At 63.5% G+C, this 13,288-nt stretch carries 13 protein-coding genes; 5 read left to right on the forward strand and 8 right to left on the reverse strand.

The window, feature by feature from the left end; translation table 11 throughout:
- The first annotated feature begins 64 nt into the window (after positions 1-64).
- Complete coding sequence (gene trhA / locus ASC48_RS12850; protein ID WP_055456143.1) at positions 65-715, forward strand: PAQR family membrane homeostasis protein TrhA; 651 nt, start codon at positions 65-67, stop codon at positions 713-715.
- Positions 716-782: 67 nt separating this feature from the next.
- Here the strand turns inward: trhA and ASC48_RS12855 are convergent, their stop codons facing one another.
- Positions 783-1,553, reverse strand: coding sequence for a L,D-transpeptidase (locus tag ASC48_RS12855; RefSeq protein ID WP_055456144.1), 771 nt, complete (start codon positions 1,551-1,553; stop codon positions 783-785).
- A 237-nt stretch (positions 1,554-1,790) separates the two neighbouring features.
- Here ASC48_RS12855 and ASC48_RS12860 point away from each other — a divergent pair, with 237 nt between their 5' ends.
- Together ASC48_RS12860 and ASC48_RS12865 are read left to right on the forward strand one after the other, a co-directional pair.
- Positions 1,791-2,861, forward strand: a complete 1,071-nt coding sequence (locus tag ASC48_RS12860; protein ID WP_279626046.1) for a dipeptidase — start codon at positions 1,791-1,793, stop codon at positions 2,859-2,861.
- Positions 2,862-3,211: 350 nt separating this feature from the next.
- Positions 3,212-3,910, forward strand: a complete 699-nt coding sequence (locus ASC48_RS12865) for a GntR family transcriptional regulator (RefSeq protein ID WP_167345141.1) — start codon at positions 3,212-3,214, stop codon at positions 3,908-3,910.
- A gap of 7 nt (positions 3,911-3,917) precedes the next feature.
- On the opposite strand, the gene ASC48_RS12870 is transcribed toward ASC48_RS12865, so the two are convergent.
- The 7 genes from ASC48_RS12870 to ASC48_RS19670 form a co-directional block, all read right to left on the reverse strand.
- Positions 3,918-5,315, reverse strand: a complete 1,398-nt coding sequence (locus ASC48_RS12870) for a TIGR03808 family TAT-translocated repetitive protein (RefSeq protein WP_055456226.1) — start codon at positions 5,313-5,315, stop codon at positions 3,918-3,920.
- Positions 5,316-5,417: 102 nt separating this feature from the next.
- Complete coding sequence (gene meaB, locus ASC48_RS12875) at positions 5,418-6,416, reverse strand: methylmalonyl Co-A mutase-associated GTPase MeaB (RefSeq protein WP_055456147.1); 999 nt, start codon at positions 6,414-6,416, stop codon at positions 5,418-5,420.
- A gap of 56 nt (positions 6,417-6,472) precedes the next feature.
- Entirely contained in the window at positions 6,473-7,096 is a 624-nt protein-coding gene (locus ASC48_RS12880; protein ID WP_055456148.1) for a DUF1131 family protein, read from the reverse strand.
- Between the two features lie 166 nt (positions 7,097-7,262).
- Positions 7,263-7,844 carry an LOG family protein gene (locus tag ASC48_RS12885; protein WP_055456149.1) on the reverse strand — a complete coding sequence of 194 codons (582 nt, stop codon included), beginning with the start codon at positions 7,842-7,844 and terminating at the stop codon, positions 7,263-7,265.
- 14 nt (positions 7,845-7,858) lie between these two features.
- Complete coding sequence (locus ASC48_RS12890) at positions 7,859-8,896, reverse strand: asparaginase (protein WP_055456150.1); 1,038 nt, start codon at positions 8,894-8,896, stop codon at positions 7,859-7,861.
- A gap of 38 nt (positions 8,897-8,934) precedes the next feature.
- Positions 8,935-10,116, reverse strand: coding sequence for an aminotransferase (locus ASC48_RS12895; protein ID WP_055456151.1), 1,182 nt, complete (start codon positions 10,114-10,116; stop codon positions 8,935-8,937).
- A 280-nt stretch (positions 10,117-10,396) separates the two neighbouring features.
- Complete coding sequence (locus ASC48_RS19670; protein ID WP_167345142.1) at positions 10,397-10,573, reverse strand: hypothetical protein; 177 nt, start codon at positions 10,571-10,573, stop codon at positions 10,397-10,399.
- A gap of 293 nt (positions 10,574-10,866) precedes the next feature.
- Between ASC48_RS19670 and ASC48_RS12900 the strand changes: the two genes are divergently transcribed.
- Together ASC48_RS12900 and ASC48_RS12905 are read left to right on the forward strand one after the other, a co-directional pair.
- Positions 10,867-11,265, forward strand: coding sequence for a hypothetical protein (locus tag ASC48_RS12900; RefSeq protein WP_186392607.1), 399 nt, complete (start codon positions 10,867-10,869; stop codon positions 11,263-11,265).
- Positions 11,266-11,452: 187 nt separating this feature from the next.
- A complete protein-coding gene (locus tag ASC48_RS12905) occupies positions 11,453-13,285 on the forward strand; it encodes an adenylate/guanylate cyclase domain-containing protein (RefSeq protein ID WP_055456153.1) in 1,833 nt (610 codons plus the stop codon).
- Positions 13,286-13,288 lie beyond the last annotated feature (3 nt).

Genomic DNA, 13,288 nt, shown 5'->3' on the forward strand with positions numbered 1-13,288 from the left:
CTTTGCGATCAACCGGCCGATACATTACGTTGACGTAACCGGAAGACAACCAGACGAGGGGCGCATGCGGGAGCAGACAAGAGCAGAGCGGATTGCAGACGGAACGGTACATGTCATCGGCATAGCACTGGGGGTGGCGGCCACCATCATTCTTCTGACACTGGTTATCCCGCAGGCAGATGCGGCAGGGCGCATTGCCAGCATTTCCGTCTATACAGCCTGCCTGATGGCCATGCTGATCTGTTCGGCGCTCTACAACATGCTGGCCAAGAACAACCATGCCAGCTGGTTCCGCCGTTTTGACCATGCCGCCATTTTCCTGATGATTGCCGGCACCTACACCCCCTTTGCGGCCATGGTCATCGGCGGCTGGCCGGGCATGCTGGTGCTTGCGGTCGTCTGGACGGGCGCAATCACGGGCGCCACCATCAAGCTGGTGCGCCTGCAGCGCTTTGACAAATACACCGTCCCGATCTGCCTGGCGCTCGGCTGGGTCATTGTCTTTGCCTATCAGCCGCTGCTGCAAAACGCCTCTCCGCTGGGCTTCTGGCTGCTGGTGGCGGGCGGTGCGCTCTATTCGGCCGGCACGGCCTTCTACGCCTGGAAGTCCCTGCCCTTCCAGAATGCCATCTGGCACGGCTTCGTGCTCGCCGCTGCCATCTGCCACTTCGGCGCCATTCTTTCCGACGTGGCCCTGACACCCGCCCTGACCTGAGCCGGAACGGAAAAGGCCCCACACATGGCGGGGCCTGATCGTCTCGAATGGCAGGAATGAAAGCGGCTCAGCCGGCCTTCTTCTTTTCCGCCTCGGCCATCTGCTTCTTCACGCTGTCCGGCACCGCATCCCCCAGAACGACGACCTTGGTGTTCATCGGAACGCGATCATAGAGGTCGATCACGTCCTGATGCCACATTCGGATGCAGCCGCTCGATACGCTGCGGCCGATGCTCTGCGGCTCGGTGGTGCCGTGAATCCGGTACAGCGTGTCGACATTGCCCTGCCACAGATAGAGCGCGCGGGCACCCAGCGGGTTCTCGATGCCGCCGTCCATCTTGCCGTCCTTGTACTTCTTCAGTTCAGGACGGCGCTCGATCATTTCCTTCGGCGGGAACCATGCAGGCCATTCCTGCTTCATGCGGATCGTTGCAGCGCCGGACCAGCCGAAACCGGCCTTGCCGACGCCGATGCCGTAACGCAGGGCCTTCTTGCGGGAAATGGTCCAATACAGGAAGTGATTGTAGGGATCGACGATGATCGTCCCAGGCGCTTCCTTGCTCTCGTAGTCAACGACCTGACGCCAGAACTGCCGGTCAAAGTTCTTGTACTTGATCGCCGGAATGTCCCAGTCACCGTCCTTGCGGGCGGCATAGGCCAGATCATAGTCGAACTTCTCGTCCGGCAGCGGCGGCTGATTCGGCAGCCCGACCGGCTGCTCAAGCGTCTGGCACCCTGCGGCCGACAACGCCATGAGCGCCGCACCTGTGAAGAGAAAACCGCGGCGGCTCAGTCCGCGCGATCCATTTTCAAATTCCGAAGCAACATCAGCTGCCATTTTGGGCTCACCCTTGACCTGACGAACCGTCATAAACGCCACCTTTTGCGCCGGCTCACGGGCAGAAGGCAATATTCGCCCGGAATGAACAAATGAAATCCCCGCGAGCGCGGCAATTCCGCCACAGATGCATGCTGCCGCTTGCCATGACCGCCACTGCAATGCCTAAATGAAAAGCATTCCAACCTGCAGATACACCTGCAACCCGCCCGAGCCCTGCCCCCTGACGAGGTCCCATTGAGCGAATCACAGTCCGGCCATCCGCCCGTGCCCGTTTTCGATGGCCACAATGACACTCTCCTCAAGCTGGAGATGCGCGAGCGTGCCGGGCGCGGCAAGTCCTTCTTCGAGCATTCCTCAGAGGACCACATAGACCTGCCCCGCGCCCGGGCAGGCGGTTTCGCCGGCGGGCTCTTCGCCATGTTCGTGCCCGGCGTGCAGGACATGCAGCTGATGCGCTCGCTTGGCTCCACCGATCCGCGCCACTATCAGCGGCTGGGCCAGGAAGAAGCCCTGACCTGGACCCTGGCTATGACATCGCGTGCCCTGAAGCTGGAAGCCGCTTCGCAAGGCGCCTGCCGCATCGCCCGCAGCGCCCGCGAAATCGAGGCGGCGATGGCAGCCGGACAGATGGCGATGGTGCTGCATATCGAAGGGGCGGAGTGCATCGGCCCGGACCTTGCCGCGCTGGATGTTCTCCATGCCGCGGGCCTGCGTTCCCTCGGCCCGGTTTGGAGCCGCCGCAACATCTTTGGCGACGGCGTGCCCATGGCCTTTCCCTCCCCGCCCGATACGGGCGAGGGGCTGACAGACCTCGGCCGCCAGCTTGTGCGCCGCTGCAATGCTCTCGGCATCATGGTGGACCTGTCGCATATCACCGAAAAAGGCTTCTGGGATGTGGCGGCCATTTCGGACAGGCCGCTCATCGCGTCCCACTCCAACGCCCATGCCCTGTGCCCCAGCGCCCGTAATCTGACGGACCTCCAGCTGGCAGCCATTGCGGAGAGCAAGGGCCTTGTGGGCGTCAATTTCCACTGCGCCTTTCTGCGCGGGGATGGACGCCCCGACAGCAATACGCCGCTCGAAACGGTCGTCCGCCACGCGGCCTATCTCATAGACAAACTTGGCGAGGATCACGTCGGCCTTGGCTCCGACTTCGACGGATGCCTTGTCCCCCGCGATATCGGTGATGTGTCGGGTCTGCCGCGCCTGATCGCGGCCTTCCGGGACCACGGGTTTGGTGAAAATCTGATCGAAAAGCTGGCCTGGAGGAACTGGATCTCCGTCATCTCGCGCAGCGGAATTTAAAGCCGGCCCATATAGACCGGGCTAATCTGATGTAAACTTGTTTAAAATACTATACAATTTTCATGATGAATTATGATACATGTCCGGATAAGCGTGACTGTAAGCTGATCTACATGCATCGCAGGCCGTTTGCTTCAGAATGAGACAATTCCGGCTGCCGGCGTGGCGCGGCAGGCTTGTTCCCGCCAGAAGTTTCTTCCAAAAGGCCGCTTCAATCAGCATTCTGCTGTCAGCGGCACGCTTCAGCCTCCGGTGCCATTTGGGTCTGGTTTGCTGTTTCCTGCCGGGCCGCTGCCCGGAACGTGCATGTGAGAAGGTGGGGGCACAGCCGCATGTCAGTGGCGATGCAGATGAAGTTTCCGACGCTTCCGAAGGAGAACGGGCGCAAATCGAATGCGGTTTACGGCAGCTTGAGACGGCTCATCATGCTGTCGGAGCTGAATGGCGGCAGCATTCTGACCGAACAGTCCCTGGCGCACGAGTTCGCCTGCTCGCAAGGCACCATCCGAGAGGCGCTGCTGCGGCTCGAACAGGATGGGCTTGTCGAACGCAGGGGCTATCAAGGCACCTTCGTCACAAGCATCAGTGAGGCAGAGGCAGAGATCCTCATCCACCAGCGTATCGCCCTCGAAAGCGCCGGCATCGCCCGGGCCTGCCTGAACATTGATACGGCCACCCGTGAGTTCCTGCTCCAGTCGGTCGAGGACTACCGCAAGGTCCGCGATCTGGGCGATGGCTATCTCCTCAGCCGCATTGATCTCGCATTTCATCTGAAGCTGTTCGAGCGTGCCAACCTGCCCAACCTTATGCCGGTTCTGGCGCGCACTCTGCAGCTGGTTCACCGTTTCATGATCGCCCAGCGCGTGGGGGAAACCTTCTGGCTGGATCTGTTCCCGGATCAGCATGTGGCCATCATTGAGGCACTTGGTCAGCGGGACCCTGAGCTTTGCCGCAAGCTGATGGCACGGCATGTGGCCTCCAATATCGAGGCTTTCCATCCCATCATGTTCAGGCGCCTGTTTGGCGGCATGGATCAGCCCTTCGCCTGAGGGGCTGTCAGCCGCTCACCGTGTTCCCCGAAATTGTCAGATGCTGCGGGACGGTGCGGGCTCCGGCAAAGTTGCCGGCCAGTTCTCCGGTCACCGCCTCGCGCCAGCGGTGGCCGACAATGGCGCCGCTGCGGGCGCCTGAAATGATGTTGCCCTGAATGACGGCCGTGCCCGCACCCTCCACCACGGTCACGGCAATGCCGAGCGGGCAGTCTCTCAGAATGTTCTGGGCAATCAGCAAGTCGCGCATGTATGGTCCCCAGCCCGCAAGGATGCCGTATTTGGGCGCACCTTCGACAACATTGCCGCTGACCACCGTATCGGCCTCGACGGCAATCCCGATGCCAAAGCCCGCCACTTCTTCCGGATAGGGGCCATCCAGGCGGATGTTGCGCACGATATTGCCCGTGACCGACGCCAGCCGCCCGCCCTGCTGGAAATTGGCCACGGAAATGCCCATGGCGCCGCCATCCACCAGATTGCCGGAGATGATGGCCCCCTCGAAGCTGAATTCGCTGTAGACCGCCGTCTCACCCGAACGCAGGCATGTGTTACCGCTGATCTGCACATTGGAAGCCGAGTTGGCCCGGATCGCCGAGAAGGCGCAGTCCGACACATGGTTATTGGCGATGATGACGCCGCCCGCGCGAAAGACATTGATGCCATTGCCGTGCTGACCGGTGCCGCCCGCCTTGGCTGCAATCGCGCTGATCCGGTTGCCCGTGATCAGCGTGCCGTCCTCGCCCTGGCTCCAGCGCAGCACCAGCAGCCCGCCATTGGCGCATCCGGTAATGGTGTTGCCGGAGAAGGTCAGCCCCGCCCCCTCGACGGAGCGGATGCCGGCTTCCGCCGCACCGGAAATCACGCAGCGCTCCACATGGCCGCTGCAGCGGTCCAGCGCCAGACCCGAGCGGCTGGACCCGGTGATCTGACAATCCGTTATGCCGAGATTGGTGACGCCGGTAAAATGCAGCAGGCCGAAGCTTCCCTCCCCCAGCATCTTGTTGCCGCCGTCGAAGGAGAGGCCCTCCAGACGGATGCGGCTGGCGCCATTGGCCCCCATCAGCACACCGCCGCCGCCCAGATGCACCAGCTGCGTGCGCCCCGGCACGCCAACGATCATGGCACCGGAGGGAAGATCGAGGTTGGAAACGGGATAGCTGCCAGCGGGCAGAAACAGCGCCTTGCCACGGGCTACGGCCCGGTCGATGGCCTTTTGCATGGCGGCACTCTGGTCCTCGGGCCGGTCCGGCACAAGGCCCATATCCTGCCCGTCAATACTGCCGCGCAGATCCGCCACCTGTGTCAGCGCCAGAACGGGTGTGCCGGAAAGGCACAGGCCCAGCCCGGCCAGAAATCCCCTGCGGCCCGTCTTCAGCCTGTCTGACCTGCAAATCCCGCTCATCGCCTCACCGCGCGTTTCAATCTGGCGCAGCAGGCGGCGCTGCCACCTGCCATTGCGGGCAGCTGAGCAAGAACCATGCCCGCAGACAGAGACAAGCAAGGGTCAGATGCCGGTAAGCTTGGCGATGTCCTCCACGGCGGCGGAGGCGGGAACATCGCCGGAGCGCACCTTGTCCTCAAGCGCGCGAATAAGGGCGGCCCGGCCGGGATCGCGGGTCAGGGCCTCCATCAGCCGCTGTTGCAGCATGTCCCACATCCAGGACACCTGCTGGCGGGCGCGCCGCTCCTGCCATTCGCCGGTCGCCTGCATCTTGTCGCGGTGCAGTTCCACTTGCGCCCACATCTCGCGCAGGCCCTCGTTGGCAAGGCCGGAGACCGTCACCACCGGCGGCGACCATGTGGGCGAGCGCGGTGCCATGATATGCAGCGCACTGCGGTAATCGGCCGCCGCCGCCCGCGCCCGCATGGCCCCCTCGCCGTCTGCCTTGTTGACGGCGATGAGGTCGGCGATTTCCAGGACGCCCTTCTTGATGCCCTGCAACTCATCGCCGGCGCCCGGCAGCATGAGCACGAGGAAGAAATCGACCATCTCCGCGACGGCCGTTTCCGACTGGCCGATGCCGACCGTCTCCACAAGGATCACGTCAAAACCGGCCGCTTCGCACAGAAGCATCGTTTCGCGTGTGCGCGCCGTCACGCCGCCCAGCGTTCCTGCGGAGGGGGATGGACGGATGAAGGCCTTCGGATCGACAGCCAGCCGCGCCATGCGGGTCTTGTCGCCCAGTATGGACCCGCCGGTGCGGGTGGAGGAGGGATCAACCGCCAGCACCGCGACCTTGTGGCCATCTTCGGTCAGGTTGCTGCCCAGCGTGTCGATGGTGGTAGATTTGCCGACGCCCGGCACTCCGGTAATGCCGATACGCTGCGCCTTGCCCGTGTGGGGCATCAGCAGGGTCAGCAGATCCCGCGCAGACTGCCGGTGCTCTGCCTTGCGTGATTCCACCAGCGTGATCGCACGGGCCAGCATCGCCCGGTTCCCGGCAAGGATCTGCCGGGCGAGATCGTCGACGGACGGTGTGCGGACAACAGATTCGGCGCTCATGCCTTCAGGCTTAGCCGATCACGCCCGCCCCGTCACCTTCGCCAAAAGACTTTGTGTCAGCCCTGTGCGGTGGGCGTCCAGACGATGCGCTGCAGGGCAGCGCCCCGCAGCTGGCCTTCATCCGGCAGGGCATCCCAGGGGCCCTGATACTGGGGAATGGCGAAGACAAGCTCCACATTCGGCGCGCCCTTGGAACGGCAGATGGCCATGCCGCGCCACAGGTTCTGGCCGACGCGGCAATCGGACCGGCGCATGCCGGCCTCGGCGAAGGTCATCCCGATGCGCTCGCCGTTAGGGCCGGCCAGATGATGGGTCACTCCATGCACGGCACGCACATTACCGTCCTTGCCACGGAAGATCTGCAGCACCTGGAAGCCATCCGAGTTGAACGCGCCCAGCGCGTTTTCGGTGGTGGTTTCTTCCGCCGTCTGGATAGTGTCGGTGGTAAAGCCCGGAAGGGCGGCCTGGATGGCCTTGGAGGAATAGGCCGTGCCTGCGCGGATGCCGCCAACACCGGCCCCCGTGATCTGTACCAGCGTCACATTCGACGTCCGCGCGGCCGGCACCGCTGCATAGGACATGGTGCTGACCGAAGACGTGGTCTCCACATAGTCCGACGTTCGCGAGCATGCGGGCAGAAGCAGGACAAGACCAAGTGCAGCGGCAAGCGGAAGACGCATGTGAGAATTACTCCGGACACTAGAATGATGCTTCGGCAAATCGGCAGGCAGCCGGGCCAGACGGCATTCCTTTGCCAGCCAATTGGGGCAGCCCTGCGGCAAGCCTGCCCCTGTTGCGCGGCACAATGGTTGATCCGGGTTAACCAGCCGTTTCGATCAGCGACTGTCAGGTATCCTGTTTCTTGATCCACTTGGAAATCACCGGCGGCACATAGGTTTCAAAGCCTGCGATCAGATGTGCCGGGTCTTCCGAGACCAGCAGCATACTGCGCATCTCCGCCCGCACAAAGCCCTTGGAAACCTGCTCATCGAGGAAAGTCAGCAGCGCATCGTAAAAATGCGCCGTGTTGAGCAGGCCGAAGGGCTTGGAGTGATAGCCAAGCTGCCCCCAGGTCCAGACCTCGAAGATCTCTTCCATGGTGCCCGTGCCGCCCGGCAGGGTGATGAACCCATCGGAGAGTTCGGCAAACATCGCCTTGCGCTCATGCATGGACCGGACGATGTGAAGTTCGCTGAGGCCCTTGTGCTCCATCTCCTTGGCCTTCAGCACCTCGGGCAGGATGCCGATCACCTTACCGCCAGCCGCCAGCGCACCATCAGCGACCGCGCCCATCAGGCCCACCGCGGCCCCGCCATAAACAAGGGTCTTGCCCGCCTCGGCAATCACCCGCCCCGTCTCGCGGGCCGCCTGTTCAAATGCCGGGTCCGTGCCGAAATTCGACCCGCAGAAAACGCAAATGGACTTCATCAGAAAACAGCTCCTCAGGCACTGGCGCTGGCGGCGCGGCGCAGGTCCGTCAGGAAGTCCTGCGAGGGGCGGATCAGCCCCACCTCTGCATTATTCCGGCTTTTCAGCACCGGCTGGCGCAGGTCCGCCAGCAGGCGGGCTTCGTCGTCATTGAGATCCAGGAAGGCCTCCAACACGGCCGCCATCATCACCTCCGAGGCCCGCGACGCGCCGTCATCGCATTTCAGCGCGATGCCAAGCCCCAGTTCGGGGATCGCGGCACAGAACACGCCCTCCGCCCCGGTCTTGACGAAGACGCGCTGGCGCAGGCCTTCCATGGCGCGGGTGCAGAAGCGGCCGGTACCAGCCACCATAAAGGGATTTTCGACACAGGCCCTGAACAACCGCTGCGCCGCCTCTGCACGCTTCGGCTCCAATCCCTCTCCGGTGCCAAAAGCCGCAAAGGCGCGGGCAAAGCCGTCCAGCGGGCTGGCATAGGTGGGGATGGAGCAGCCATCCGTGCCACAGACATCCGCCGTCAGGCTGTCCCCGGTCATGGATTCCAGCACGAGGCGGATTTCCTGCTGCACCGGGTGGTCCGCTTCCACGTAGCCCCTGGTCTTCAGCCCCATCGCCTTGGCAAGGCCGAGGAAACCGGCGTGCTTGCCCGAGCAGTTGTTGTGCAGGGCGCAAGGGGTTTCGTCGGCGCGCAGGAGACTGGCGACATCCTCCAGCCGCGAAGGCCACTGAACACCGCACTCAAGGGCATCCTCGTCGAGCCCCGCCTTGATCAGCATGACGCGGGCAGCATTCACATGCCGCTCTTCGCCGTTGTGGGAGGAGCAGGCCAGCGCCAGCTCCGGCGCCTCATAGCCCAGCGCATCGGCGGCACCCGATTCAATCAGCGGCAGCGCCTGCAGTGCCTTGATGGCCGAGCGCGGAAAGACGCGGGCGCCCGTATCGCCAATCCGCAGCACCGGATCACCATTGGCATCGAAAATGGCAATCGCGCCGCGGTGGCGGCTCTCGGTCATCTGCCCGCGTGTCACTTCCACAAGGACGGGATTGCTCATGTTTGCCAGTCTCCTCAAGGATTTCCGTTTGCGGCCTGTCAGCCGTTGCTCACGGCCTTCATTGGCAGCAGCCAGGCCCGCAGCCTGTCCAGCGCCTCGCTCAGCACCTCATCACGCTTGCAGAAGCAGAAGCGCACGTAATTGGGCGGTGCGTCGGTGATGTAGAAGGCAGACACAGGCACTGCTGCAACGCCCGCCTCCGTCACCATGCGGCGGCAGATGTCCACATCCGTGCCCTTGAGGCCCAGCGGCGCCACGTCACAGGTGAGGAAATACGTTCCCTCGCAGGGCAGCACACCAAAACCGAGTTCGGACAGACCGGCTGCAAAGAAGTCCCGCTTGGCCTGCAACTCGGCAGCCAGGCCGGTGAAGTAGCTGTCATCCTTCTGCAGGCCATAGGCCACGGCCTTCTGCAAGCCCGGCGGCGTGGTGAAGGTCACATATTGATGTGCCTTGGCGATGGGATCGAGCAGCTTGGCTGCGCCTGTAACATAGCCCACCTTCCAGCCGGTAAAGGAGAAAGTCTTGCCGGCAGAACCGATCCGCACCGTGCGCTCGCGCATGCCCGGAAAGCTCATCAGCGGGCGGTGCTTCACCCCGTCGAACAGCAGGTGCTCATAGACCTCGTCGCAGATGGCGAAGACGTCATGCTCTACGCAAAGCTCGGCGATGCGGGCAAGCTCCGCCTCGGTAAACACCTTGCCGGCCGGGTTCATCGGATTGTTGATGAGGATGGCCTTGGTGTTCTCGGTAAAGGCCTTTTCCAGCGCTTCAAGGTCGAGGCTCCAGCTCGGCGGTGTCACCCGCACGCGCACCGGAATGCCGCCTGTCCGGCGCACCATCGGCAGATAGCAATCATAAAGCGGCTCAATCAGGATCACCTCATCGCCCGGCTCCATCAGTGCCAGCAGGCAGTCTGCAAGTGCTTCCGTCGCGCCGGAGGTGACCATGACCTCGCTCTTCCAGTCCACATCAAGACCGTAGAAGCGGCTGGCGCTGTCCGCCACCGCCTGCCGCAGTTCCGGCAGGCCCAGCATGGGCGGATACTGGTTGGGGCCGGAAATGAAAGCCTCGGCGGCCACGCGCCGCACATCCTCCGGACCGTCCACGTCCGGGAAGCCCTGGCCGAGATTGACAGCCCCATGCTCGTTGGCAAGGCGGGACATGGTCTCGAAAATCGTGGTCTCAAGCCCGGTGAACACCAGGTTTGTCGGCTTCATCGAAAAGCACCTCCTGCCCCGTCCAAAACATCAGGCCCGGCGGACACATCCGCACAAGCCTCCAGTTGCGGCAGAAGACTCACCCCCTGCCACCTCCCCTCACCTTTACCCCCCACCCCGTCCCCAGCCAAGCGCGAAAGAAGGGCAGGCGCTGACAGGTACCGGCCGGAGCAATTCCCGTAATCTACTCTTCAGCATCCGGTTCAGCGTCGTGAGTGGGGGAATTCTGGACAGGACGGATTGGACCGCCGAGGATGATACAGGAATGCGGCGGCAAGCTTTACCGCCTCATGGCCGCAGGAGTGCGTTCTTCCTTATCGTGTTCTGCACAATCCTTGGCCTCATTCTCGAGATCGTTGGCAGAGACTGGCAGCCCCAGACGGCGGCTCTCGGCCATCGCTTCCCGGCCGATCTGCATCAGGGCTTTCTTGTTCTCATCGAACTTCTTCAGCAGCATCTTCGATCTCCTGATGCCTGCAATATAGTGCTTTCCGAACCAAGCAGAAAATGCTGAGGGCGCTGCCGCACGGGCGCCCGCAAGGCCCCGGAGGCCGGGAACCGCGATGGCGCGCTGAACCCTATCACTGCCATTGAGGCCGCCGTCTGCGGGGAAGGATTCCTGCCCTCTGTGATTGCCATCACTTCGCCGCGATCCGGGTTCAGATAATTTGAGCTTGGTCCGGTGCCCCTGTTTCGCCCTCTTGAGAATGGGCACGAGGCGGTGGGGCCGGTTCCTTCGGAGACGAAGTCATGATGACTGTATCTAACATGAATTTCGCGGCTCTCGCCCGCAAAGCCGGCGCCACCGCACTGGCGCTGGTGATGGCCGGTGCTCTGACGCTGGGCGCCGCCACGGGCTCTGCCGAAGCGCGGGATGGGCGCAACGGCGCGCTGGCAGCCGGTGCTGTCGTCGGCCTTGCCGCCGGCGCGCTTTTGGGCACGGCCATGGCCAACAGCGGCCCGGACTATATCGACGCCCCGCCGGCCTATTATGCACCGCCGCCCCCGCCGCCGGTTGTCTATGGTGGCCCGGTCTATTACGCGCCGCCGCCGCCCCCGCCGGTCCGCTGCTACCTGAGCCCGGTGCAGCGCTGGGATGGCTATATCGGCCAGTATGTTGTCGTCGGTCATCAGGAAGTCTGCAACTGATCTGTTGCTGCCCTGACGCGATGGTTTTGGCCCCGCCGGTTCGCCCAGCGGGGTTTTTCTTTATGCCGTCTTGCCACTTTCCGGGGCAAACGGACAGAGGCCGCCAATGCGGGTTAGGATGAGCCTTAAGCGAATCTGTGCGGATCAGCCCTGCCGCCGGATGAAACGACAAGGCCAGCGACAGCCCATGCCCTTTACCCTGCGCCTCACGCCCACGCTCGCCACCGTGATCGGCACCTTCGTCTTTCTCACCACCGCTTCCGTCCTCTATGTGGAAAGCACGGCCTCCCGGCGGATCGTGGCCGGGCTCGGCAGCCGGCTCGTCGATCTCGGCATGGATGCCTATGAGCAGAAATTCGAAAGCAAGATCAACGTCCTGCGCAATCAGGCCGGCTTCATAGCCGCCGCTTTCGCACGGGGCGCCTCGCCCATCGCGCTGGATGAGGATGTGGCGCGCCTTGCCTTTGGCGGGCTGGCTGCCGCGCCGGAGGGCACCCGCATCACCGTTGCCCGTGCAGCGCAGGGCGATGCGCTGGAAGTCGGCCAGATGCCCGGCGGCAGCATGATGCTGCGCCGGATCCCGCACACGGAGAATGCGGCGCTGACAACCCGCCTCACAGAGGCGGAAGCCGCAGATGCCCCCTTCTGGCTGCCGCCGGACTACGATGCGCAGCGTCAGGAAACGCTGCTCTCCTACGTGGTTCCGGTCAGGCGGGACGGCGCCTATCTGGGCTACACCGCCGTCTCCATCCCCTCCTCCGGCCTGTCCCGCATTGCGCAAGCCCTGTCTGACGAGACTTTGAAAGTGTTTCTTCTTTACGGAGAAGCCGACATTCTCGCCCACCCGGATCTCGACCCGCTGGATGCCACCCTGTCCGAAGAGAATGATCTTGTGGACATAGAGGACGCGCCCGACCCGCTGCTCGCCCGCCTTGCCAGCCTCAAGCCCGTTGATCCGCTCCGGTTCGACCTCAATGAAGCCCATGCCATGTTTGAGGGCGAGACGGAGGAGCATGGCCGCTACTATGTGGTGCTGGAGCGCACGGCGGCGAAATTCGGCGAGCTGCCGGTCATCACCGGGGCGATCATGCCTGCCTCCGTTCTGGAGCAGCCGCTGGAGGAGCTTTACGTCTCCATTCTCATTGCCCTGGCCATCCTGGCCGCAGCCCTTGCGGGCAGCGCCGTCATGGCCTACCGCATCGCCCAGCCCATCCGCCGGGCAGCAGCAGGCGCGCGGGCCATCGCGCGGCTGGATATTGCCGGGCTGAGGCCCCTGCCCTCCAGCCGCATCGAGGAACTGAAGGATCTGGCCAGCGGCTTCAACGCCATGACGACGGCGCTGACCGCCTTCGTGCGCTACGTGCCGCGCAGCCTCGTTCTCAAGCTGCTGCGTGAAGGCAGCGGCAGCGCCGCCCCACAGGAACGCCAGGTAGCCGTGCTCTTCACCGATGTGGCGGGCTTTACCAGCATCTGTGAAGGCATGGACGCACGGGAGACGGCGGATTTCGTCAATCACCACCTCACGCTGATCGGCAGCGTCGTCGAGCGCCACGGCGGCACCATCGACAAATATATCGGCGACAGCGTCATGGCCTTCTGGGGCGCGCCCGATCATATGGACAATCCCGCAGCAGCTGCTGCAGCCGCAGCACTCGATATCGAACGGGCGCTCAAGGCCGACAATGCCGTCAGGCGCGAACAAGGCCTTGCCCCCGTGCGCATCCGGGCAGGCCTTCATGTGGGGCCGCTCATCGTCGGGGACATTGGCGCACCGGGCCGCGTGAACTACACGGTCATTGGCGACACGGTGAACATTGCAGCAAGACTGGAAAGCCTCGGCCACACGGCAGAGCCCGGCGCCGAAGCGGTGATCCTTGCCTCTGCCGATGTGGCAAGTGCCCTTGCAGCGCAGCAGAGCGCATCATGCCCCGTCATAACACCGCTCGGAGAACAGACGGTCAAGGGCAAGAGCCAGCCGGTCACAGTGGTGAGGCTGTCCCTGCCGGGGGAGGAAACCTGACAC

This window comes from Pannonibacter indicus (assembly GCF_001418225.1).
Classification (GTDB): Bacteria; Pseudomonadota; Alphaproteobacteria; order Rhizobiales; family Stappiaceae; genus Pannonibacter; species Pannonibacter indicus.

Bases quoted from the DNA above. Each gene is read 5' to 3' on its own strand.
- ASC48_RS12870 (WP_055456226.1), bottom strand. From the start codon at position 5,315: ATGAGCGGGATTTGCAGGTCAGACAGGCTGAAGACGGGCCGCAGGGGA.
- ASC48_RS12865 (WP_167345141.1), top strand. From the start codon at position 3,212: ATGAAGTTTCCGACGCTTCCGAAGGAGAACGGGCGCAAATCGAATGCG.
- ASC48_RS19670 (WP_167345142.1), bottom strand. From the start codon at position 10,573: ATGCTGCTGAAGAAGTTCGATGAGAACAAGAAAGCCCTGATGCAGATC.
- ASC48_RS12885 (WP_055456149.1), bottom strand. From the start codon at position 7,844: ATGAAGTCCATTTGCGTTTTCTGCGGGTCGAATTTCGGCACGGACCCG.
- ASC48_RS12895 (WP_055456151.1), bottom strand. From the start codon at position 10,116: ATGAAGCCGACAAACCTGGTGTTCACCGGGCTTGAGACCACGATTTTC.
- ASC48_RS12900 (WP_186392607.1), top strand. From the start codon at position 10,867: ATGATGACTGTATCTAACATGAATTTCGCGGCTCTCGCCCGCAAAGCC.
- ASC48_RS12880 (WP_055456148.1), bottom strand. From the start codon at position 7,096: ATGCGTCTTCCGCTTGCCGCTGCACTTGGTCTTGTCCTGCTTCTGCCC.
- trhA (WP_055456143.1), top strand. From the start codon at position 65: ATGCGGGAGCAGACAAGAGCAGAGCGGATTGCAGACGGAACGGTACAT.
- ASC48_RS12855 (WP_055456144.1), bottom strand. From the start codon at position 1,553: ATGGCAGCTGATGTTGCTTCGGAATTTGAAAATGGATCGCGCGGACTG.
- meaB (WP_055456147.1), bottom strand. From the start codon at position 6,416: ATGAGCGCCGAATCTGTTGTCCGCACACCGTCCGTCGACGATCTCGCC.
- ASC48_RS12905 (WP_055456153.1), top strand. From the start codon at position 11,453: ATGCCCTTTACCCTGCGCCTCACGCCCACGCTCGCCACCGTGATCGGC.
- ASC48_RS12890 (WP_055456150.1), bottom strand. From the start codon at position 8,896: ATGAGCAATCCCGTCCTTGTGGAAGTGACACGCGGGCAGATGACCGAG.